Here is a 22078-nt window from a genome sequence, read left to right on the forward strand (position 1 = left end):
GGTCGAGCTCGTGCAGGCCCGCAACCAGGGCGAAGCCATGGTGCACAGCGTGAAGAAGTCGCTCGGCGAGCACGGCGCGAGCCTGGACGCCGGCGAGAAGGAAAAGATCGAAGCCGCGATCAAGGACCTGGAAGAAACCCTCAAGGGTGAGGACAAGGCCTTGATCGAGGAAAAGACCAACACGCTGATGACGGCCAGCCAGAAGCTCGGCGAGAAGATGTATGCCGACGCGCAGGCCGCGGCAGGCGCCGCCGGCGGCCCGGGTGCTGCTGCTGGCCCGGAAGCTGCAAGCGCACCGGCCGACGACAACGTGGTCGACGCCGAAGTCAAGGAAGTCAAGAAGGACTGATCCTCAGTCCTTCGAACAAGGCTGGATCACCTGACAGGGTGCTCCAGCCTTTCTCGCTTCAAGTTACGGCTTCCCGCCCGCCCCGACCGAACCAGCCATGGCCACAAAACGCGACTACTACGAAACCCTCGGCGTTCCCAAGAACGCGAGCGAGGAGGAAATCAAGAAGGCTTATCGCAAGCTTGCGATGAAGCACCACCCGGACCGCAACCACGGCGACACCAGCAAGGACGCCGAGACCAAGTTCAAGGAGGTCAAGGAAGCCTACGAAATGCTGTCCGACGGGCAGAAGCGCGCGGCCTACGACCAGTACGGCCACGCCGGCGTCGACCCCAACATGCGCGGCGGCCCGGGTGCCGAAGGCTTCGGTGGCTTTGCGGAGGCCTTTGGCGACATCTTCGGTGACGTGTTCGGCGGCGCCCGCGGGCGCACCAGCGGCGGGCGCCAGGTGTTCCGCGGCAGCGACTTGAGCTACGCGATGGAAGTCACGCTGGAGGAAGCGGCCGACGGCAAGGAAGCGCAGATCCGCATTCCGAGCTGGGACGACTGCGGCACCTGCAAGGGCACCGGCGCCAAGCCCGGCACCAAGCCCATCACCTGTACCACCTGCCACGGCGCCGGCGCCGTGCAGATGCGCCAGGGCTTCTTCAGCGTGCAGCAGACCTGCCCCACCTGCCACGGCAGCGGCAAGATCATTCCCGAGCCCTGCACCGTGTGCCATGGCCAGGGCAAGATCAAGAACAACAAGACGCTCGAGGTCAAGATCCCGGCCGGCATCGACGACGGCATGCGCATCCGCAGCACCGGCAACGGCGAACCGGGCACCAACGGCGGGCCACCCGGCGACCTGTACATCGAGATCCGTCTCAAGAAACACGAGCTGTTCGAGCGCGACGGCGACGACCTGCACTGCGTGGTGCCCGTCAGCGTGACCACCGCGGCACTGGGTGGCGAGATCAGCGTGCCCACGCTCAAGGGCGCCGCTGCCATCGACATTCCCGACGGCACCCAGAGCGGCAAGCAGTTCCGCCTGCGCGGCAAGGGCATCAAGGGCGTGCGCTCCAGCTATCCGGGCGACCTGTACTGCCACGTACGCGTCGAAACCCCGGTCAAGCTCACCGAGCACCAGCGCAAGCTGCTCAAGGAGCTCGACGAATCGCTCAAGAAGGGCGGCGACAAGCACAGCCCGACCGACAAGGGCTGGTTCGACAAGGCCAAGGAATTCTTCAGCTGAAGAAGAGGCGCCTGCATGCAGCAAGGCGCGCTTCGCTGCGCCCTGCTTCACCCTCCAGCCGGCGCCATCCAGAGGCCCGGCGCTGCCGATTCCCCTGTCTTTTCAAGCAGTTAGAACGCGCGGCATGCACCCGCTTCGATGCGGCCCTGCTTCGCGCACACGAACGGTGCCTGCCGACCTCGTTCGGTGCCACGCACCATGACGACCCCGACTCGGAAACTGCGCCGACCGCGCCTTGGCGCGCTTTCCCACGCCCACATGCGCAACATGCCCATCAAAGGATGGCGCGCAGATTGCTTTTATATATTTTTCGACTGAGCAATAAACCTAAACACGACCCGGCGCGTTATTGATGGTGTAACCGTTTTGAGCCGCCGGGGGCTCATTAGGAGGTGCTTTCGCCGGAAAAGATGCAATGACTGCATATGCCGATCGCCATAGGTATTTTCACTGGGCGGCAGGGCGGCGCTGGGTTCGATAGCCCGAACCCTGAAATTTAGCTGGAATTGCCAAATGCTGCGGGTTTTTCTCAGGAACTTTACTCGGCACTGTGGTTCTGATTTAACAAAGAATTTTCCGGGTGCACTCTTTGCTTTATGCTGGTTGTGCAGATGGAGATTAAGGGAGTTTCGATGGCTTGCAGCCATGGGCGGCACACCTTTAAAAAGTTGCTTCGCGTTGCGGCTGCTGGCTTCGGGTCAATAAACCCGCAGACCTGATGGAGGCGTGACCATGGATGTGATCAGCAACTTTGCCGCCCGTTACGAGCGCACCCGCGAGGAAGTCCTCTCGCTGCAGGACTTCCTGGATATCTGCAAACGCGACCCCACCGCGTATGCCACCGCGTCCGAGCGGATGCTCAAGGCCATCGGCGAACCCGAGCTGGTCGACACGCGCAACGATTCCCGGCTTTCGCGGATCTTCGCGAACAAGGTCATCAAGATCTACCCGGCGTTCAAGGAGTTCTACGGCATGGAGGACGCCATCGAGCAGGTGGTGTCGTACTTCAGGCATGCCGCCCAGGGCCTGGAGGAAAAGAAGCAGATCCTCTATCTGCTCGGCCCCGTCGGCGGCGGCAAGAGCTCGATCGCCGAGCGGCTGAAGCAGCTCATGGAGCACGTGCCCTTCTATGCCATCCAGGGTTCGCCGGTCAACGAGACGCCGCTGGGCCTGTTCGATGCCGCCGAAGACGGTGAGATCCTCGAAAAGGAATACGGCATCCCGCGGCGCTACCTGAACCGCATCCTCTCGCCCTGGGCCGTGAAGCGGCTCGAAGAGTACGGCGGCGACATCCGCCAGTTCAAGGTGGTCAAGCGCTACCCGTCGGTGCTGCGCCAGATCGCCGTGGCCAAGACCGAGCCGGGCGACGAGAACAACCAGGACATCTCCTCGCTGGTCGGCAAGATCGACATCCGCAAGCTCGAGACCTACGCCCAGGACGACCCCGACGCCTACGCCTATTCGGGCGGCCTGTGCCTGGCCAACCAGGGCCTGCTGGAGTTCGTGGAAATGTTCAAGGCGCCCATCAAGGTGCTGCACCCGCTGCTCACGGCCACGCAGGAAAGCAACTTCAAGGGTACCGAAGGCTTCGGTGCCATTCCGTTCGACGGCATCGTGCTGGCGCACAGCAACGAGAGCGAATGGAAGGCCTTCCGCAACAACAAGAACAACGAGGCTTTCCTTGACCGCATCTACATCGTCAAGGTGCCTTACTGCCTGCGCGCCTCCGAAGAAATCAAGATCTACGAGAAGCTGGTGCGCAACTCGTCGCTCGCCAAGGCGCCCTGCGCCCCGGGCACGCTGCGCATGATGGCCCAGCTCTCGGTGCTCACGCGGCTGAAGGAGCCCGAGAACTCCAGCATCTACAGCAAGATGCAGGTCTACGACGGCGAGAACCTCAAGGACACAGACCCCAAGGCCAAGTCGATCCAGGAATACCGCGACTACGCCGGCGTCGACGAAGGCATGAGCGGCGTCTCGACCCGCTTCGCGTTCAAGATCATCTCGAAGGTGTTCAACTTCGACAGCTCCGAGGTGGCCGCCAACCCGGTGCACCTGATGTACGTGCTCGAGCAGCAGATCGAGCGCGAGCAGTTTCCGCCGGAAACCGAGCAGAAGTACATCAGCTACATCAAGGAGCTGCTGGCGCCGCGCTATGCCGAGTTCATCGGCAAGGAAATCCAGACCGCCTATCTGGAGAGCTACAGCGAGTACGGCCAGAACATCTTCGACCGCTACGTCACCTATGCCGACTACTGGATCCAGGACCAGGAGTTCCGCGACGTGGACACCGGCGAAGTGTTCGACCGCGCCTCGCTCAACGCCGAACTCGAGAAGATCGAGCGGCCCGCGGGCATCGGCAATCCGAAGGACTTCCGCAACGAGATCGTCAACTTCGTGCTGCGCGCGCGCGCTGGCAACGCTGGCCGCAATCCGGCATGGACCAGCTACGAGAAGCTGCGCGCGGTGATCGAGAAGAAGATGTTCTCCAACACCGAGGAACTCCTGCCGGTGATCAGCTTCAACACCAAGAGCAGCGCCGACGAGCAGAAGAAGCACGAGGACTTCGTGACCCGCATGGTCGAGAAAGGCTATACGGCCAAGCAGGTTCGCCTGCTCTGCGAGTGGTACCTGCGCGTGCGCAAGAGTTCATAGCGACAGTTCACAGCGGCGGGGCCCCAAAGGCTTTGCCCCCTTTTTGCAAGGAGCTTTGACAACATCGTGGCCATCCTGCAGCAGATCATCGACCGCCGGCTTTCGGGCAAGAACAAGTCCATTGGCAACCGCGAGCGCTTCCTCAGGCGCTACCGAGGGCAGATCCAGGAGGCCGTGCGGCGCGCGGTCAGCGGGCGCAACATCCGCGAGCTGGAGCAAGGCGAAGATGTCACCCTGCCGCGCCACGACGTGTCCGAACCCGTCTTCGGCCATGCGCGCGGCGGCGACCGCGAATACGTGCACCCGGGCAACCAGGAATACCTGAAGGGCGACCGCATTGCGCGTCCGGAGGGGCAGGCCGGCGGCGGCTCGGGAAGCGGCGAGGCCGGAGACAGCGGCGAGGGCGAGGACGACTTCGTGTTCCGCCTCACGCGCGAGGAGTTCATGCGCGTGTTCTTCGACGACCTGGCGCTGCCGCACCTCATTCGCACCCAGATCGCCGAGGTGCCCGAATGGAAGAGCCACCGGGCCGGCTTCACGAGCGACGGCTCGCCCAACAACCTGCACGTGGTGCGTTCGATGCGCGGCGCCCTGGCGCGGCGCATTGCGCTTGGCGGCGAGCCGCGCAAGGATCTGAAACGCCTCGAAGCCCACCTGCTGCACCTGAAGGCGCACCCGCAGGCCGAGCAGGCCCTGATCAAGAACGAAATCCGCGAAACCGAGGAGCAGATCGCAGAGCTGCGCCGCACCATGCGCCACGTGCCCTACATCGATCCGATCGACCTGCGCTACCGCAACCGCGTGAAGACGCCCGTGCCCAGCGCCAAGGCCGTGATGTTCTGCCTCATGGACGTGTCGGGATCGATGGACGAGGCGCGCAAGGACATGGCCAAGCGCTTCTTCATGCTGCTCTACATGTTCCTCACGCGCCACTACGAGACCATCGACCTCGTGTTCCTGCGCCACCACACGCAGGCGCAGGAAGTCACCGAGGAAGAGTTCTTCCATGCCACCGAAACCGGCGGCACCGTGGTGTCGAGCGCACTGGTGCTGATGGACGAGATCATCAAGGCGCGCTACCCGAGCGGCGAATGGAACGTCTACGGTGCGCAGGCGAGCGACGGCGACAACTGGCACCAGGACAGCGGGCGCTGCCGCGAGCTGCTGGTCGACCACATCCTGCCGGTGGTGCGCTACTACGCCTATGTGCAGGTGGCCGAAACCGAGCAGAACCTGTGGCAGGAATACGCGCAGCTCGAAGGCATCGAGCCCAATTTTGCGATGCGCAAGGTTTCGGACGCACGGGACATCTACCCCGTCTTCCGCGACCTCTTCAAGAAGGAGGGAGTGCCCGCATGACCTCCGACCACCCTCCCCTGGAGCGCGGCACCGAGCGCCTGGAGCGCCTGCCCAGTCCGTCGGACTGGACCTTCGATCTCATCGAGACCTATCACACCGAGATCGCGAAAACCGCCAGGAGCTTCGGCCTGGACGTGTATCCCAACCAGCTCGAGGTGATCACCGCCGAGCAGATGATGGATGCCTATGCCAGCGTCGGCATGCCCATGATCTACCGCCACTGGTCGTACGGCAAGCAGTTCATCGCCACCGAGAAGAACTACCGCCGCGGCCACATGGGGCTGGCCTACGAGATCGTCATCAACTCCGACCCCTGCATTGCCTACCTGATGGAAGAGAACACCATGGCCATGCAGGCTTTGGTGATCGCGCATGCGGCCTATGGCCACAACAGCTTCTTCAAGGGCAACTACCTGTTCCGGATGTGGACCGATGCGTCCTCGATCATCGACTACCTCGTCTATGCGCGGCACTACATCGCCGAGTGCGAGGAACGACACGGCCTGGACGCGGTGGAGCAGCTGCTCGACTCCTGCCACGCGCTGATGAACTACGGCGTCGACCGCTATCGCCGTCCGCAGAAGCGCTCGCTGGCGCAGGAGAGTACGCAACGTGCCGAACGCGAGCGCCACATGCAGCAGCAGGTCAACGACCTCTGGCGCACCCTGCCGCGCAAGAGCGAACACGCCACCGAGTCCGACTCATCCCGCCGTTTCCCCTCGGAGCCGCAGGAGAACCTGCTCTATTTCATCGAGAAGAACGCCGCGCTGCTCGAGCCCTGGCAGCGCGAGGTGGTGCGAATCGTGCGCAAGATCGCCCAGTATTTCTATCCGCAGCGCCAGACGCAGGTCATGAACGAGGGCTGGGCCACGTTCTGGCACTACACCCTGCTGAACACCATGTACGACCGCGGCCAGCTCGCCGACGGCTTCATGATGGAATGGCTCAGCTCGCACACCGGCGTGATCTTCCAGCCGCCCGTCGGGCATCGCGCCTACAGCGGCATCAACCCCTACGCGCTGGGCTTCTCGATGTTCACCGAGCTGCGGCGCATCTGCGAGAAGCCCACCGAGGAAGACCGCCGCTGGTTCCCTGATTTTGCAGGCACCGACTGGGTCAAGACGCTCGACTACGCGATGCGCAACTTCAAGGACGAGAGCTTTGTCGGCCAGTTCCTGAGCCCCAAGACCATGCGCGATTTCAGGCTGTTCGCGATCCGCGACCACCAGAGCGAACCCGAACTGGAAGTGTCCGCCATCCACGACGACAGCGGCTATCACGCGCTGCGCGAATCGCTGTCACGCCAGTACGACATCAGCAGCAGGGAGCCCGACATCCAGGTGTGGAACGTCAACATGCGCGGCGACCGCGCGCTGACGCTGCGCCACACGCAGCGCAACAACCTGCCGCTGCACGACGATGCCGAAGAAGTGCTGAAGCACGTCGCGCGGCTCTGGGGCTTCGACGTGCACCTGGAAAGCGTCGATGCCCAAGGCCACATCAGCCGCAGCTGGAAGGCCGTCGCGCCGCGGCAAACCGACTGACCGGCAGCGCCGGCAGGCTCGTCAGGGCACCAGGGCCGCAATGGCCAGCACGTAGCCTTTCACGCCAAGCCCCACGATGATGCCGCGCGCCGCGGGCGAAATGTACGAGCGGTGGCGAAACTCCTCGCGCGCGTGCACGTTCGAGATGTGCAGCTCGATCAGCGGCACGCTCGCGCCCTTGATGGCGTCGTGCAGCGCGATCGAGGTGTGGGTGTAGGCGCCCGGATTCATCACCACGCCCAGCATGTGGCCGGCAGCCACCTCGCGGCCGGCCTCGTGGATCCAGTCGATCAGCACGCCCTCGTGGTTCGACTGGCGGCATTCGATCTCCACGCCGTGCTTCGCGCCAGCTTCCTGGCACAGGCGCTCGACGTCGGCCAGCGTGTCGCGTCCGTATTGCTCGGGCTCGCGGGTGCCGAGCAGGTTGAGATTGGGGCCGTTGATGACGAGTATTTTCTTCATGGTGAATGGGCAACGTGCGATGCCGCCATTATGGTTGCGCTAAGGTGGCGCGCATCATGAGCACAGACAGCATTTCAACCTGGCACCCCGTGGCTCCCTCGGCCGAGCTGCGCCCCGGCGCCAACATCGTCGCAGGCTTTGCCGAAGGCCAGGAGCTGGCCCTCTGGCGCTCGGCCAGCGGCGCCGCGCAGGCCTGGGAAAACCGCTGCCCGCACCGCAGCGTGCGCTTCACGCTGGGGCAGGTGATGCAGGACCGGCTTTCCTGCGCATACCACGGCTGGCAGTACGACGCCGGAAGCGGCCAGTGCGCGAGCATTCCCGCCCATCCCGGCATGCCGGCGCCGCGCAACGTATGCGCAAAGGTGTTCCATGCCACCGAGGCGGCCGGCATGCTGTGGGTGAGCCTCGCGGCCGAGGCGCCGCCTTCTCCGCCGGCGCATGATGCCGTGCCGGCCGACTGGTCGTTCTGTCGCACGCTCAGCGTGCGCGCCGGCGCGGCCAGGGTGCGCGATGCGCTTGCGGCGCGCGGGTTCAGGGCGGATGCGCCGCCGCCTGCCCTGCGCGGCACGCTCGGCGAGGTCGATGCCGCAGCGCTGGTGCTCGATGCCCGGCCACAGCTGGCCTTCATTCACCTCTGGACGCCTGCCGCACCCGGCAGCGACGCCATGAAGAAGCTGCACGCCGCCGCGCGCGCCCTGCGCGGCGAAATCGAAGCACAGTTGGCGGCCTGACCGGAAGAACACCATGCCCTTCGCCACCGATGACCCCAACATGCTCGACGACTGGCTGGTCGCCGGCCCCACGGCCGCACTCGCCGGCACCTCCGAAGCCCGGCCCCGCGCAGCTCGCCTGCTCGGTGAAACGCTGCAGTTGTGGACCGATGCCGCCGGCATGCCGCAATGCCGGCTCGGCGCGCAGGCGCTGGCTATCCAGGCGCGCCACGGCTATCTCTGGGTCTGCCCCAGCGGCCGGCCGGCGCGGCCGCTGTTCGACTTTCCCGAATACGGCGAACCCGGGCGCCGCATCGTCGATTGCGGCGGCGTCGGCGTGGCGGTGTCGGGGCTGCGCGTGATCGAGAACTTTCTCGACATGGCGCATTTCCCCTTCGTGCACGCCGGCTTCCTGGGCCAGGTGCCTCACACCGAGGTGGCCAAGTACCAGGTGCAGGTCGATCCTGCCACGCGCGAGATCTGGGCCACCGACTGCCGCTTCTGGCAGCCCCGCGCCTCGGCCGCCCACGACAGCGGCAGCGAAGTGCTCTACAAATACCGGGTGATGCAGCCGCTCTCGGCCATGCTCTACAAGTCGAGCTCGCGCGCCGGCGAGCTCGATGCCATCGGCCTGTTCCTGCAGCCGCTGGACGACGAGCACGTGATCGCCCACACGCTGCTGGCCTGCTACGACGACACCTCCACCGATGCCGAGCTCATCGCCTTCCAGCAGACGATCTTCGGGCAGGACAAGCCGATCCTGGAGAACCACGCCTTCAAGCGCATGCCGCTCGAAGGCCGCGCCGAAACGCCGACGCGGGGCGATACCTCCTCCGTCACCTACCGGCGCTGGCTGCGCGAGCGCGGCATGCGCTTTGGCGTGAGGCAGGCGGCATGATCCGGCTCTACGACTACGCCCTGTCGGGCAACTGCTTCAAGGTGCGGCAGATGCTCGCCTGGCTCGGCATCGACTACCAGCGAGTGCCGGTCGACTTCCATCCCGGCCGCGAGCACCGGTCGGCCGCGTTCCTGGCAGAGGTCAACCCGCTGGGCCAGCTTCCGGTGATCGACGACGACGGCTTCGTGCTGCGCGACGCGCAGGCCATCCTCGTCTATCTCGCGAGCAAGCATGACGCCGAGGGCCGCTGGTACCCCGCCGATCCGCAGTTGCGCGGCCAGGTCACGATGTGGTTCGCCACTGCCGACGAGCTCACTCGCACCGCCTCGGCGGCGCGGCTGCACGACGCCTTCGGCTACGAGAATCTCGACATCGAGGCCTGCCGGCGCGGCGCGCATGCGGCCCTTCGCCTGCTGGACGACCACCTGGCCGAGCGCGCCAGCGAGGGCCGGCAATGGCTGGCCGGCTCGCGTGCGACCGTGGCCGACCTGGCCTGCTTTCCCTATGCCGCCCTCGCCGGCGAAGGCGGTATTTCGCTGGACGAATACCCCGCCCTGCGACACTGGATCTGGAACTTCCGCCACCTGCCCGGCTTCATCGGAATGTCGGGTATCTTTGCCGCCGGGGCGGCCTGAACGCCGGCCTCGCTATCCTTGTCCCTTTGCCCTGAAGCGCCATGAAAACCAAAGCTGCCGTCGCCTGGAAATCCGGAGCCCCGCTCACCATCGAAACCGTGGACCTCGAAGGGCCGAAATTCGGCGAGGTGCTGGTCGAGATCAAGGCCACCGGCATCTGCCACACCGACTACTACACGCTCTCGGGCGCCGACCCCGAAGGCATCTTCCCGGCCATCCTCGGCCATGAGGGCGCGGGCATCGTGGTCGATGTGGGCCCCGGCGTCACCACGCTGAAAAAGGGCGACCACGTCATTCCGCTGTACACGCCCGAATGCCGCCAGTGCAAGTTCTGCCTGTCGCGCAAGACCAACCTGTGCCAGCTGATCCGCGGCACGCAGGGCAAGGGCCTGATGCCCGACGCCACCAGCCGCTTCAGCCTGGACGGCAAGCCCATCTTCCACTACATGGGCACGAGCACCTTCAGCAACTACACGGTCGCGCCCGAGATCTCGCTGGCCAAGATCCGCGAGGACGCACCTTTCGACAAGGTCTGCTACATCGGCTGCGGCGTCACCACCGGCATCGGCGCGGTGATCTTCACGGCCAAGGTGGAAGCCGGCGCCAACGTGGTGGTGTTCGGCCTCGGCGGCATCGGCCTGAACGTGATCCAGGGCGCGAAGATGGTGGGCGCCGACAAGATCATCGGCGTCGACCTGAACCCCGAGCGCGAGGCGATGGCGCGCAAGTTCGGCATGACGCACTTCCTCAACCCGAAGGAGCACGAGAACATCGTCGATGCGATCGTGCAGCTGACCGACGGCGGCGCCGACTACAGCTTCGAGTGCATCGGCAACACCAAGGTGATGCGCCAGGCGCTCGAATGCACGCACAAGGGCTGGGGCCGCAGCATCATCATCGGCGTGGCCGAAGCGGGCGCGGAGATCAGCACGCGGCCGTTCCAGCTGGTCACGGGCCGCAAGTGGGAAGGCTCGGCCTTCGGCGGCGCGCGCGGGCGCACCGACGTGCCCAAGATCGTCGACTGGTACATGGAGGGCAAGATCAACATCGACGACCTGATCACGCACACCATGCCGCTGGAAGACATCAACAAGGGCTTCGACCTGATGAAGCGCGGCGAGTCGATCCGCGGCGTCGTGCTTTACTGACCTCGAGGAGAACGCCCGCCATGAACCGCATGGAGCCCTTGCGCAGGATCGAAGCGGGCGTCCTCGAGGTCGCCTACTACGAAACGGGTCCCTCGGGCGGCCCGCCCGTGCTGCTGATGCACGGCTTTCCGTACGACATCCACACCTACGCGGAAGTCGCGCCGATGCTTGCCGGGCAAGGCTGCCGCGTGATCGTCCCGTACATGCGCGGCTACGGCGCCACCCGCTTCCTGAGCGATGCCACGCCGCGCTCGGGCGAACAGGCGGCCTTCGGCGCCGACCTGCTCGCGCTGCTCGACGCGCTGAAGATCGAACGCGCGGTGCTCGCCGGCTACGACTGGGGCGGCCGCGCCGCCTGCGTGGTGGCGGCGCTGTGGCCCGAGCGCTGCGCGGGGCTGGTCTCGCTCAACAGCTACAACATCCAGAACATCGCCAAGGCGATGGAGCCCGACACGCCCGAAAACGAGCACAGCCTCTGGTACCAGTACTACTTCCACAGCGAGCGCGGCCGCGCCGGCCTGGCCAAGGACCGCAGGGCGCTCACGCGGCTGCTGTGGCGGCTCTGGTCGCCGACCTGGACGTTCGACGAGGCCACCTTCGAGCGCAGCGCCGCGGCCTTCGATCACCTTGATTTCGTCGAGGTGGTGATCCACTCGTACCGGCACCGTTTCGGCCTGGTTGCGGGCGACCCGGCCTACGCGGACATCGAGCGCCGGCTGGCCGCGCAGCCCGCCATCACCGTGCCCGCCATCACCTTCGACGGCATCGACGATGGCGTGCGGCCGCCCGCCGACGCCTCGGCCCATGCGCAGCGCTTCAGCGGCCCGCGCTCGCACCGCCTGGTGCCCGGTGCGGGCCACAACCTGCCGCAGGAGGCGCCGCGCATCTTTGCCGACGCCGTGCTCGAACTCGTGCCCGCACTGCGGCACAACAACACCCTCCGATGACCGACTCCCTCAAGACCCTTTCCGAGCACCATGCCTTCGGCGGCGTGCAGAGCTTCCACGAGCACGCCTCGCACGAGATCGGCCTGCCGATGCGCTTTTCGGTCTACCTGCCGCCGCAGGCCGCGCACGAGCGCGTGCCGGCCCTGCTCTACCTTGCGGGGCTGACCTGCAACGAAGAAACCTTTGCAGTGAAGGCCGGTGCGCAGCGCATGGCCGCCAGCCTGGGCCTGGCGCTGATCGCGCCCGACACCAGCCCGCGCGGCAGCATTGCCGAAAACCTGCCGGGCGCCACCGCCCACTGGGACTTCGGTGTTGGCGCGGGCTTCTACCTCGACGCCACCGAGGCGCCCTGGTCCACCCACTGGCGCATGGAAAGCTGGATCGTGCACGAGCTGCTGCCGCTGGTAGGGCGGCACTTCGCCATCGACGACCAGCACCTGGGCATCTTCGGCCATTCGATGGGCGGCCACGGTGCGCTCACGCTGGCGCTGCGGCATCCTGGGCGCTTCAAGTCCTTGTCGGCGTTCGCGCCCATCTGCGCGCCCACGCAATGCCCGTGGGGCCAGAAGGCGTTCGGCGGCTACCTGGGTGAGCCCGGCGGCGACCGTGCGCAATGGCTCGCGCACGACGCCAGCGCGCTCATGAAATCGCAGACTGCCGCGCCCTATCCGCAAGGCATATTGATCGACCAGGGGCTGGCCGACAAATTCCTGGCCGAGCAGCTATGCCCCGAAGCCTTCGAGGCCGCCTGCTTTGCCGCCGGCCAGCCGCTCACGCTGCGCCGCCATGCGGGCTACGACCACGGCTACTACTTCATCCAGACCTTCATGGCGGACCACATCGCGCACCACGCGCAGACGCTGCGCGGCTGATCGACCGCGAACCGCGGGCGGCTTATCATGGGGCGCATGTCCGCAGCACAGATTCCCGCCTTCCAGTTGCGGTCCCGCGACGGCGCCGCCGAAGAGAGCCTGGCGCTGGCCGGCATCTGGCGCCGCGCCTGGATTGCGGCCAACCGGAATGCCGCCGTCATCGAGCCGATCACGCATTGGCTGCGGCGCGTGCAAACCGAATTCGTACCGCCCGCCGACGTGGTGCTGGCCGAGCGCGAAGGCCAGGTGCTCGCCTTCATGGTGCTGCTGGTGCGGCGCGAATACGTGGCGCAGTTGTTCGTCGAACCGCATCTTCGCAACCAGGGCCTCGGGCAGGCGCTGCTCGACGAAGCCAGCGTGCGCATGCCGCTCGGCTGGAAGCTTCACGTGGCCACCAGCAACACCGCGGCGCAGCGCTTCTACGAACGCTACGGCCTGGTGCGCGGCGCGGTCGACCGGCACCCGGCCAGCGGGCGCGAACGGGTCGCCTACCATTGGTATCCGGCGAGCCCGCCGCGGCAGCCGCGGCGCACCGGCTGAGCGCCTTCTTCCCCTGCCCTTTCTCCATGCGCATCGATCACATTGCCCTCTGGACCACCGATCTCGACCGCTGCAAGCGCTTCTACGTCGACTACTTCGGTGCCACGGCCGGGGCCGGCTATGTCAATCCGGCCAAGGGCTTTGCCTCCTGCTTCCTGAGCCTGGGCGACGGCGCGCGCATCGAGGCCATGACCACCCGCACGCTCTCGCCGGTGCCCGCCGAACCCGGCGCCCAGCGCATGGGCTGGACGCACCTGGCCATCAGCGTGGGTTCGGAGGCTGCGGTCGACGAACTGACGCAACGGCTCAAGTCGGACGGCCACCCGCTCCTCGACGGCCCGCGCCGCACCGGCGACGGCTACTACGAGAGCGTGGTGCTCGACCCCGACGGCAACCGCATCGAGATCACCGCATGAGCCGCACAAAGCCTGCCCGATGAGCGCATTCGTACAGAGCCTGCACGAAGTTTTCGAGCGCCTCGGCCGCATCGAGACGCGCCGCATGTTCGGCGGCCACGGCGTGTGGCACGAGGGCCGCATGATCGCGCTCGTTGCCAAGGACACGCTCTACCTCAAGTCCGATGCCGGCAGTGCCGAGCATTTCGACAAGCTGAACCTGCCGCCCTTCACCTATGTGCGCGAAGGCAAGGCGATGCCGATGTCGTACCGGTTGGCCCCGGCCGATCTTTTCGAAGACCGCGAGGAAGCCGCGCTCTGGGGCCGCCGCGCCTACGAGGCAGCCCTGCGTTCAGGCCAGCCGCCAAAGCAGAAAAAGACCGCGGCTGCCGCCAGGAAAGCTCCCGCCAGGAAAGCCCCAGTGAAGAAAAAGAAAGCAGCCTCCTCGTGAGCGACAACCCTCCCGCATTGCCGCCCCTTCCCGAGCGCGAGCAGATCGCGCTGCTCGAACCCTTCGAAGGCCTGGGCCTGAAAGACATCGTGGTCGTTTCCACGCTGCAGGACGCCGAACATGCCGCCGCCGAATTGCTGGCCGCCGGCGTTGCCGGCTTCGACACCGAATCCAAGCCCACCTTCGCGAAGAACGAGGTCTCGGGCGGCCCGCACGTGGTGCAGTTCGCAACGCGAGAGACCGCCTGGCTGTTCCAGTTGCACCGCACCGAATGCAACCCGGTGGTTGCAACGCTGATTGCTTCCACCGAACTGCGCAAGGTCGGCTTCGGCCTTTCGACCGATCTCACGCTGATACGCAGCCGCCTCGCCATCGAGCCGAAGGCGGTGTTCGACATCGACAGCGAGTTCCGCCGCCGCGGCTACCGCAAGTCGGTGGGCGTGAAGGCGGCCGTGGCGCTGGTGTTCAACCGGCGCTTCATGAAGTCGCGCAAGGCGACCACCTCGAACTGGGCCAACAGGCAGCTGACCGAAGCGCAGATGCGCTACGCGGCCAACGACGCCTATGCGTCGATCCGCGTGTTCGATGCGCTGTTCGCCAAGCCCTAGTCCCGCCCCGCCTCCAGGATCGCCTGCGCCAGCCGCTTCGGGTTCGAGAAGAACATCTCGTGGCTGCCGGGGCACTCCACCAGCCTGAACAAGCCGAGCCGCTCCGACAGGCGTGGATGCCACGGCAAGCCGTGCGGCATGGCCGTGTCCTGCAGGCAGTTGAGGTACGACTTGCCGATCCGCAGCGCCGCCAGCGGCTCGCGCAGCCGGATCTTGTCCGTGAAGGTGCGGTAGGGATGCGGATTCAGCCGCTCGTAGCTTGCCTGCGCGAGCGGCAGGTCTGCATCGTTGATGAAGGCTTCGCGCCAGATCTCGAACGGCAGGCTCACCGCGTTGCCATTGGCTGCGGCCAGGGCGTCGAACATCGCGACGTAGTGCGGGGGCACCATGTCGTTGAGCGATTCGCCATCGAGCGGCACGAAGGCATTGACGTAGACCAGGCGCCGCAGCCGCTGCGCCATGCGGTCCGCCACGCCCGAGATCACCATGCCGCCGTAGCTGTGGCCCACCAGGCGAACGTCCACCAGGTCCTGCTCCTCGATGAAGCGAACGGCCGAGTCGATCGCATCGGCCAGGCCGGTGCGCGAACGGTCGTCGCCGGCGCGGTTGCCCGCGAGCGTGGGGCAATGCACGTGGTGGCCGGCCTCGCGCAGGCCGGCGGCCACCGCCTCCATCTCGGCCCCGGTGTGCCAGGCGCCGTGGATCAGAACATAGGTGTCGGACATGGGTGTCTCCTTCTGCGTCGTCGTCGTCGTTGAACAGGGACGACTTTAGGAAACACGAGGCGGCGCGAATGGCCGCTCGCTGCCAGGTCCATGGCCGATTTGCGCCTGCCTATCCTCGCTTTGCCTCAGCGCTGGCGCCGCAAGGCACCCGGCGTCGTGCCGAGGTGCCGGCTGAATTGGCGAACGAAGTGGGACGCATCGGCAAGCCCGACGCGCAAGCCGATTTCCGCAATGCTCAGGCGATCGAAGCGCGCATCGCCAAGCATGCGCCGCGCCACCTGCATGCGAAAGCCGGCCAGCGCGGCGGCGAAGGTGGTCGCCCCTTCGCTCAGGCAGCGGTGCAGGCTGCGCTCCGAGATGCCCAGTCCGCGCGCCACGCTGGCAGCCGTCAGGCCCGGTTCGGCGTGGCGTTCGCGCGTGGCGTCGAGCACACGGCGGCGCAGCGCGGCACGGGCGCTTTCGCCGGGCGCGGCCGGCCCGCCCGCTTCGCACGCCGTGCCGGTGGCAAGTGCGAGCAGCCCGCCAAGGTGATCGGTCAGCAAGGCCGCGGGCAGCGGCGGCTTCAATGCGCCCTGCGGAGAAAGCTGCTGGGCAAAGCCGCTCAGCACGCGGCCCCAGCCGGACTGCCCGTCGATGCGCCGCGCCACCTGGCCGCCGGCATCGGGAAGCCACGACTCGACCCACGCGGTCGGCAGTTCGAGCGACAGCGTATCGGCAGACTGGAGCAGGTGAAGTTCATAGCAGCGCCGCGAATCGACCAGCACCAGGTCGCCCGGCAGCATGCGCGCCGAGCGGCCGTCCTGCACGGCGACCCAGGGCGAATCGGTCTTGCACAGCAGGTAGTAGTAGTTGCTGCTGCTGTGGGCAATGGCCCGGCGCGTGCGATACACGTCCTGCGCACTGCCGCGGACCCGGTTCACGCCAATGGCACCCAGCGGTGCGGATTCGAGCGTGGCGCCGAAGCTGCCGGCCAGGGAACTGGTCACGTCCATTTCGAGAAAGCCTTCGCACACCGCGCCGATCCAGTAGTCCAGCCGCCGCGCCGGCGGCACGGCGTCGGTGGACCAGGTGTGGACCGCGGGCGAGGCATTTGCGTTCATCGCGCCAACATAACCAAGCCGCGCGCGCTTGCCAAGCGGGTATAGACGCCCTCCCATGGCAGCGCCCCGGTGCCCCCGGCACAATGCCCGTCACATTCACCGCAGACGAAAGAAGGGCCATGAGCAACAACAAAAGCGATTTCGGGTTGATCGGCCTGGCCGTGATGGGCCAGAACCTGGTGCTGAACGTGGAAAGCCGCGGCTTCCAGGTCAGCGTCTACAACCGCACCGAAGCCACCACCGAAGCCTTCGTGGCCGCCAACCCCGGCAAGAAGCTGGTCGGCGCGAAGACGCTGGAGGAGTTCGTGCAGAGCCTGGCCCGGCCGCGCAAGATCCAGATCATGGTGAAGGCCGGCGCACCGGTCGACCAGGTCATCGAGCAGCTGATCCCGCTGCTCGACAAGGACGACATCGTGATCGACGGCGGCAACAGCCTCTACACCGACACCGAGCGCCGCGACGCCTACCTCCAGACCAAGGGCCTGCGCTTCATCGGCGCGGGCGTGTCGGGCGGCGAGGAAGGCGCGCGCAAGGGCCCGTCGATCATGCCGGGCGGACCGCTCTCCACCTGGGAAGTGATGAAGCCGATCTTCGAGAGCATCGCGGCCAAGGTGGACGGCGAGCCCTGCGTGATCCACATCGGCCCCGGCGGCGCGGGCCACTACGTGAAGATGGTGCACAACGGCATCGAGTACGGCGACATGCAGCTGATCTGTGAGGCCTACAGCCTGTTCAAGGCCGCCGGCTTCAGCACCGACGAGATGGCGGCAGTCTTCAACGAATGGAACGAGGGCGAGCTGCAGAGCTACCTGATCCAGATCACCGCCAAGGCCCTCGAGCAGAAGGACCCGGAGACCGGCCAGCCGATCGTCGAGCTCATTCTCGACAAGGCCGGCCAGAAAGGCACGGGCCAGTGGACGCTGGTCAACGCGGCCGAGAATGCGGTGGTCATCAGCACCATCAACGCCGCCGTGGAGGCGCGCGTGCTGTCGTCGCAGAAGAAGGCGCGCATGGCGGCCAGCAAGCTGCTGCAGGGGCCGAAGGTCGAACTCTCGCTCGACAAGAAGGCGCTGGTGGCCAAGGTGCACGACGCACTCTATGCCTCGAAGGTGGTCAGCTACACGCAGGGCTTCGACCTGATCCAGACCATGGGCGAGAAGAAAGCGTGGAAGCTCGACCTCGGCCGCATCGCGGCCATCTGGCGCGGCGGCTGCATCATCCGCGCGCGCTTCCTGAACCGCATCACCGACGCCTACCGCAGCGACCCGTCACTGGGCAACCTGATGCTCGACCCCTTCTTCAAGGACCTGCTCAACCGCACGCAGCAGAACTGGCGCGAGGTGGTGGCGCTGGCGGTGAGCAACGGCATTCCGGTACCGGCGTTCAGCGCCTCGCTCGCCTACTACGACAGCTACCGCACCGAGCGGCTGCCCGCAAACCTGCTGCAGGCGCAGCGGGACTTCTTCGGGGCCCACACCTACGAGCGCGTGGACAAGCCGGCCGGCGAGTTCTTCCACACCAACTGGCCGGAAGTCATCGGCTGACCCCTGCAAATCAGCCCGCAGGCAACCAGGCCTTCACCTGCCCGACCAGCACCCCCAGCGGCTCGGTTGCGTCGACCGCGAGCACGCCGGGCTCGCCGACCGGTGACTCCAGCGTCGCGAACTGGTTGGCCACCAGGCTCGCGGGGAAGGTGTGCTCGCCCGCGCCGGCCCGCGCGGCCACGCGGCGTTCGGATTCGGCGCGTTCGATCGCCATGAACACGAAGCGCAGGCCCGGCACGGCCGCCCGCAACTGTTCCCGGTAGCTGCGCTTGAGCGCGGAACAGGTCAGCACCGCCCCCTGCGGCGCAGCGGCCAGCTTCTGTCCCAGCGTCGCGAGCCAGCCGGCGCGGTCCGCGTCGGTCAGCGCGATGCCGCGGCTCATCTTCTCGACATTGGCCGGCGGGTGGTAGTCGTCGCCCTCGATCAGCGGCAGCCCGAACCCCACCGCCAGCGCGGCCCCGAGGCTCGATTTGCCGCAGCCCGAAACACCCATCACGACCAGCCATGGCCCGTTCATACATACCCTTCTTGATGAAACCGCGGAGATATTCTCCGTCCATCCGCGGAACTTGAATCCACTTCCGTTGGGACAGGCACCACCGCCGCGGCCAATCCTAGAACAGGCGGCCCTGCCCCGCTGCGCCAGGCGGCCGGAACGCGCCGAGGTCGAGCGCAATGCGCTCGCGGTTGAAGCCGATGCGGTTCGCCGCCTTCTCGAAGCGCTGGCGGATCAGGTCGGCCCACAACCCGGAGCCCTTCATGCGCGTGGCGAAGTCGGCGTCGTAGTCCTTGCCGCCGCGCATCTCGTGGATGCGCGCCATGATGCGGTCCGCGCGCTGCGGGTAGTGCAGCTCGAGCCATTGCCTGAAGAGCGGCGCCACCTCCCAGGGCAGCCGGATCACCGTGTAGAAGGCACTGCGCGCACCGGCGGCCCAAGCGGCTTCGAGCACCTGTTCCATGTCTTCGTTAACGAAGGGAATCTGCGGCGCCACGCTCACACCCACCGGCACGCCCGCCTCGGCCAGCGTGCGTATGGTGCGCAGCCGCCGGTGCGGCGCGGCGGCGCGCGGCTCCAGCTTGCGGGCCAGCTCGCCGTCCAGCGTGGTCACGGTGATGTACACCGCGGCCAGGTGCTCGGCGGCCATGGGCGCGATCAGGTCGAGGTCGCGCTCCACCGCGCTCGATTTCGTGACCAGCGCGAACGGATGCCGCGTTTCTTGCAGCAGTTCGATCACCGAACGGGTGAGCCGCAGCTCGCGCTCGATCGGCTGGTAGCAGTCGGTGGCGGTGCCGATGGCGATGTGGCTGGGCCGGTAGCTCCTGCGGCCGAGCTCGGCACGCAGCACCTCGACGATGTTGCGCTTGGCGATGAGCCTGGTCTCGAAGTCGAGCCCCGGCGAGAGGTTGAGGTAGCTGTGCGTAGGCCGCGCAAAGCAGTAGATGCAGCCGTGCTCGCAGCCGCGGTACGGGTTGAGTGAACGGTCGAAGGAAATATCGGGCGAGTCGTTTTCGTTGAGCACCGACCTCACGTCCTCGAAGCGCACTTCGGTGGCGAGCGGCGGCAGTTCCTCGGCTTCGGCCGCGCCTTCTTCGAGCGTGCCCCAGCCGTCGTCGAAGGCATTGCGCTCATCGCGCGAAAAGCGGTGCGCGAGGTGCGTGGCCGCGCCACGGCCCTTGATGGCATGGATGGGGATCCGGGCGGCCGGCATGGCAGGTCCTTTCTCTCGAATACTGTATGTTTACACAGTATTCCAAAGCTTTTCCGCAGGCAAGCCGATTTTTTATTTCTCTCTTGACAGAAATTTCTAAAATCCTAGACTCCAAGGCATGGAACTCACCGACATCCAACGCAAGTTCGTTCTCCACTGGGGAGAAATGGGCTCCATGTGGGGCGTCAACCGCACCGTCTCGCAAATCCATGCGCTGCTGTTTGCGCACGGCAAGCCCATGCATGCGGAAGAGCTCTCCGACACGCTGGGCGTGGCCCGCTCCAACGTGAGCAACAGCCTGAAGGAGCTGCAGGCTTGGAACCTCGTGCGCGTGACGCACATCCTGGGCGACCGGCGCGACTATTTCGAAACCAGCGTCGACGTCTGGGAACTGTTCCGCACCGTGGTGCGCGAGCGCAAGGAGCGCGAGTTCGACCCGACCATCCGCGTGCTGCGCGAGATCGTCTCCAGCCCCGACTTCCAGAAGGAGCCCGCCGATGCGCAGGACCGCATCCGCTCCACCATGGACCTGATGAGCAAGCTCGCCACCTGGGCCGACGAAATGCTGCGGCTCTCGCCCGGCACGCTCGACAAGGTGCTGACGCTGGGCGCCAGCGTGCAGAAGTTCGTTCGCGGCGATGCAGCGCCGGCGGCAACTCCCACGCCTCCCAGGAAGGACGACGACCCCGATGCCCACCACGCGAGCTTGCCGATGATTTGAGCTGCTCTTTTTTTGCCTCATTATTTCTGTTTTGACAGAAACAACGAAAACAAACCCCATGCCCGCCATCGCCGCCTACCCGCTGACCGTCTACTTCGATGCCACCTGCGCCTTGTGCACGGCAGAAATGAACGCAATGAAGGCGCGCGATGCCGCAGCCCGCCTGGACCTCGTCGACTGCTCGCCTGCCGGCTTCGACGCCGGCCCGGCCCCGCGCGAGGCGCTGATGACCGCAATCCACGCCGTCGACGCCGCGGGGCAGCTGTTCGTGGGCGTTCCCGCCATCCGCGCCTGCCGCGATGCCGTCGGACTGCCGAGCGGCAGCTTGCTGCTCGACCTGGCGCTGGTCGCGCCGCTGGCCGACCGCGCCTATGCGGTGCTCGCGCGCAACCGCTACCGGCTGCCGCGCTGGCTGGTGGCCCTGCTCGCGGGCAAGGCCGCGCGCTCATCCCGCACCTGCGCCGGCGGCAATTGCCGGATCTGAAAAAAAGGAGCTCTCGTGACCAACGTCTTCCAGCCCGATTTCCGTCCCTCCGGCGCCCGCACTGCGCCTCCAGCATCCACGGCGCCCGAAGCCTCCGTCACCAAGGCCGACACCCAAGACTATTTCACCGAGGTGGCCGACGACTACCGCGCATGGAGCCCCAGCTACAACATGCACTTCGGCTTCTGGCGGCTCGGGCTGAACCCGCTGCGGCGCGAAGGCATGCTGGTGGAAATGAACCGCGCCGTCGGCCGCGCGCTGAGGCTCGACCAGCCCCGGCCGGCACACGAAAGCACGCAGCGCCGCTGCGTCGTCGACCTTGGCTGCGGCGCCGGCGCCACCGCGCGCACGCTGGTGGGCGACCACCCGTCGCTGTTTGCCGTCACGGTCACCAACGTGGCGGTGCAGAACCGCATCGCCGTGCGGCTCGATGCCGGCGCCGGCGTGGCCGACCGCGTGGCGCACATCGAAGCCGACTACACGCGCACCGGCCTGCCCACCGCACAGGCCGACGGTGCCTGGGCCGTGGAAAGCGCCTGCTACGCGAGCGGCACGGCCAAGGCCGATTTCGTGCGCGAGGCGGCCCGCCTGCTGAAGCCGGGCGCGCGGCTCGCGGTGATCGACGGCTTCCTGCTGCGCGAGAAGCCCGGCCGCAGCGCCGGCTGGCTGCACCGCCTGTGGGCCGACAGCTGGGCCGTGCCCACGCTGGCCGTGCGGGACGATTTCGTCGCTGCGCTGCGCGACAACGGCTTCGAAGACATCGAGGTGCGGTCGCTGCGCTGGCGCGTGGCGCCCAGCGCGCTGCACATCCCGGTGCTTGCCACGCGCTTCGCGCTGGCCGAACTCTGGAAGGCACGCGGGCGGCTCAGCCCCTGGCGCCGCAAGCACATCGTGGCCAGCTACTGCGCGCTGGTGCTGGGCCTTTTCTGGCGCGATTTCGACTACTGCATGGTGACCGCCAGGCGCAGCGACTGAAAAACCAAAGACA

The 22078-nt window shown here is 66.6% G+C and carries 24 protein-coding genes; 19 read left to right on the plus strand and 5 right to left on the minus strand.

All coding sequences use genetic code 11. The features are described 5' to 3' along the window. From EJO66_RS00005 to EJO66_RS00025, 5 genes are all read left to right on the plus strand, one after another. Positions 1–349 (plus strand): Hsp70 family protein (locus tag EJO66_RS00005; protein WP_164547754.1); only part of this gene is annotated, 349 nt, incomplete at its 5' end. A 97-nt stretch (positions 350–446) separates the two neighbouring features. Then, positions 447–1583, plus strand: coding sequence for a molecular chaperone DnaJ (dnaJ, locus tag EJO66_RS00010; RefSeq protein ID WP_125964396.1), 1137 nt, complete (start codon positions 447–449; stop codon positions 1581–1583). 732 nt (positions 1584–2315) lie between these two features. Beyond that, positions 2316–4238, plus strand: a complete 1923-nt coding sequence (locus EJO66_RS00015) for a PrkA family serine protein kinase (protein WP_012746852.1) — start codon at positions 2316–2318, stop codon at positions 4236–4238. A 66-nt stretch (positions 4239–4304) separates the two neighbouring features. Beyond that, on the plus strand, positions 4305–5597 hold the full coding sequence (locus tag EJO66_RS00020) for a YeaH/YhbH family protein (RefSeq protein ID WP_124961476.1): 1293 nt from the start codon (positions 4305–4307) through the stop codon (positions 5595–5597). Further along, complete coding sequence (locus EJO66_RS00025; protein ID WP_125964397.1) at positions 5594–7141, plus strand: SpoVR family protein; 1548 nt, start codon at positions 5594–5596, stop codon at positions 7139–7141. Before EJO66_RS00020 ends, EJO66_RS00025 begins: the two co-directional genes overlap by 4 nt. 21 nt (positions 7142–7162) lie before the next feature. Here EJO66_RS00025 and aroQ read toward each other — a convergent pair whose 3' ends face one another. Next, complete coding sequence (gene aroQ / locus EJO66_RS00030) at positions 7163–7603, minus strand: type II 3-dehydroquinate dehydratase (RefSeq protein ID WP_125964398.1); 441 nt, start codon at positions 7601–7603, stop codon at positions 7163–7165. 56 nt (positions 7604–7659) lie between these two features. Here aroQ and EJO66_RS00035 point away from each other — a divergent pair, with 56 nt between their 5' ends. The 10 genes from EJO66_RS00035 to EJO66_RS00080 are packed head-to-tail and all read left to right on the plus strand — an operon-like array spanning position 7660 to position 14807. Further along, positions 7660–8334, plus strand: a complete 675-nt coding sequence (locus tag EJO66_RS00035; protein WP_125964399.1) for a Rieske 2Fe-2S domain-containing protein — start codon at positions 7660–7662, stop codon at positions 8332–8334. A gap of 13 nt (positions 8335–8347) precedes the next feature. After that, positions 8348–9211 (plus strand): aromatic ring-hydroxylating oxygenase subunit alpha, encoded by an 864-nt coding sequence (locus EJO66_RS00040; protein WP_125964400.1) that lies wholly within the window; start codon positions 8348–8350, stop codon positions 9209–9211. Then, on the plus strand, positions 9208–9846 hold the full coding sequence (locus tag EJO66_RS00045; protein WP_125964401.1) for a glutathione S-transferase family protein: 639 nt from the start codon (positions 9208–9210) through the stop codon (positions 9844–9846). Before EJO66_RS00040 ends, EJO66_RS00045 begins: the two co-directional genes overlap by 4 nt. A gap of 41 nt (positions 9847–9887) precedes the next feature. Continuing rightward, positions 9888–10994, plus strand: coding sequence for an S-(hydroxymethyl)glutathione dehydrogenase/class III alcohol dehydrogenase (locus EJO66_RS00050; protein ID WP_021006426.1), 1107 nt, complete (start codon positions 9888–9890; stop codon positions 10992–10994). 20 nt (positions 10995–11014) lie between these two features. Next, positions 11015–11941, plus strand: a complete 927-nt coding sequence (locus tag EJO66_RS00055) for an alpha/beta fold hydrolase (RefSeq protein WP_125964402.1) — start codon at positions 11015–11017, stop codon at positions 11939–11941. Continuing rightward, complete coding sequence (fghA, locus tag EJO66_RS00060) at positions 11938–12813, plus strand: S-formylglutathione hydrolase (RefSeq protein WP_125964403.1); 876 nt, start codon at positions 11938–11940, stop codon at positions 12811–12813. Before EJO66_RS00055 ends, fghA begins: the two co-directional genes overlap by 4 nt. A 36-nt stretch (positions 12814–12849) precedes the next feature. Further along, the gene (locus EJO66_RS00065; RefSeq protein ID WP_223262442.1) at positions 12850–13353 is read left to right on the plus strand and encodes a GNAT family N-acetyltransferase; all 504 of its coding nucleotides are present in this window, start codon (positions 12850–12852) and stop codon (positions 13351–13353) included. Between the two features lie 26 nt (positions 13354–13379). Further along, on the plus strand, positions 13380–13769 hold the full coding sequence (locus EJO66_RS00070) for a VOC family protein (protein WP_124961484.1): 390 nt from the start codon (positions 13380–13382) through the stop codon (positions 13767–13769). A 19-nt stretch (positions 13770–13788) separates the two neighbouring features. Next, positions 13789–14199 carry a TfoX/Sxy family protein gene (locus tag EJO66_RS00075; RefSeq protein ID WP_125964404.1) on the plus strand — a complete coding sequence of 137 codons (411 nt, stop codon included), beginning with the start codon at positions 13789–13791 and terminating at the stop codon, positions 14197–14199. Next, entirely contained in the window at positions 14196–14807 is a 612-nt protein-coding gene (locus EJO66_RS00080; RefSeq protein WP_125964405.1) for a 3'-5' exonuclease, read from the plus strand. The genes EJO66_RS00075 and EJO66_RS00080 overlap by 4 nt, the downstream gene beginning before the upstream one ends. On the opposite strand, the gene EJO66_RS00085 is transcribed toward EJO66_RS00080, so the two are convergent. Next, complete coding sequence (locus tag EJO66_RS00085) at positions 14804–15532, minus strand: alpha/beta fold hydrolase (protein ID WP_125964406.1); 729 nt, start codon at positions 15530–15532, stop codon at positions 14804–14806. The two genes, EJO66_RS00080 and EJO66_RS00085, sit on opposite strands and share 4 nt — an antisense overlap. Before the next feature lie 125 nt (positions 15533–15657). Next, on the minus strand, positions 15658–16632 hold the full coding sequence (locus EJO66_RS00090; protein ID WP_125964407.1) for an AraC-like ligand-binding domain-containing protein: 975 nt from the start codon (positions 16630–16632) through the stop codon (positions 15658–15660). Between the two features lie 119 nt (positions 16633–16751). Between EJO66_RS00090 and gnd the strand changes: the two genes are divergently transcribed. Then, positions 16752–18176, plus strand: coding sequence for a decarboxylating NADP(+)-dependent phosphogluconate dehydrogenase (gene gnd, locus EJO66_RS00095; protein ID WP_124961489.1), 1425 nt, complete (start codon positions 16752–16754; stop codon positions 18174–18176). 10 nt (positions 18177–18186) lie between these two features. On the opposite strand, the gene EJO66_RS00100 is transcribed toward gnd, so the two are convergent. Next, positions 18187–18693: a gluconokinase gene (locus tag EJO66_RS00100; protein ID WP_240648493.1), complete on the minus strand. Its 507-nt coding sequence runs from the start codon at positions 18691–18693 to the stop codon at positions 18187–18189. Between the two features lie 97 nt (positions 18694–18790). Continuing rightward, positions 18791–19885 (minus strand): PA0069 family radical SAM protein, encoded by a 1095-nt coding sequence (locus EJO66_RS00105; RefSeq protein WP_125964408.1) that lies wholly within the window; start codon positions 19883–19885, stop codon positions 18791–18793. A gap of 118 nt (positions 19886–20003) precedes the next feature. Between EJO66_RS00105 and EJO66_RS00110 the strand changes: the two genes are divergently transcribed. Genes EJO66_RS00110 through EJO66_RS00120 form a run of 3 tightly spaced genes read left to right on the plus strand, consistent with a single transcriptional unit; the run spans position 20004 to position 22065 of the window. Continuing rightward, entirely contained in the window at positions 20004–20606 is a 603-nt protein-coding gene (locus tag EJO66_RS00110) for a GbsR/MarR family transcriptional regulator (protein WP_125964409.1), read from the plus strand. A 58-nt stretch (positions 20607–20664) separates the two neighbouring features. Continuing rightward, on the plus strand, positions 20665–21090 hold the full coding sequence (locus tag EJO66_RS00115; RefSeq protein ID WP_125964410.1) for a thiol-disulfide oxidoreductase DCC family protein: 426 nt from the start codon (positions 20665–20667) through the stop codon (positions 21088–21090). A gap of 15 nt (positions 21091–21105) precedes the next feature. Further along, positions 21106–22065 carry a class I SAM-dependent methyltransferase gene (locus EJO66_RS00120; protein WP_125964411.1) on the plus strand — a complete coding sequence of 320 codons (960 nt, stop codon included), beginning with the start codon at positions 21106–21108 and terminating at the stop codon, positions 22063–22065. Positions 22066–22078 lie beyond the last annotated feature (13 nt).

It is taken from the genome of Variovorax beijingensis (assembly GCF_003951285.1).
Lineage (GTDB): Bacteria > Pseudomonadota > Gammaproteobacteria > Burkholderiales > Burkholderiaceae_C > Variovorax > Variovorax beijingensis.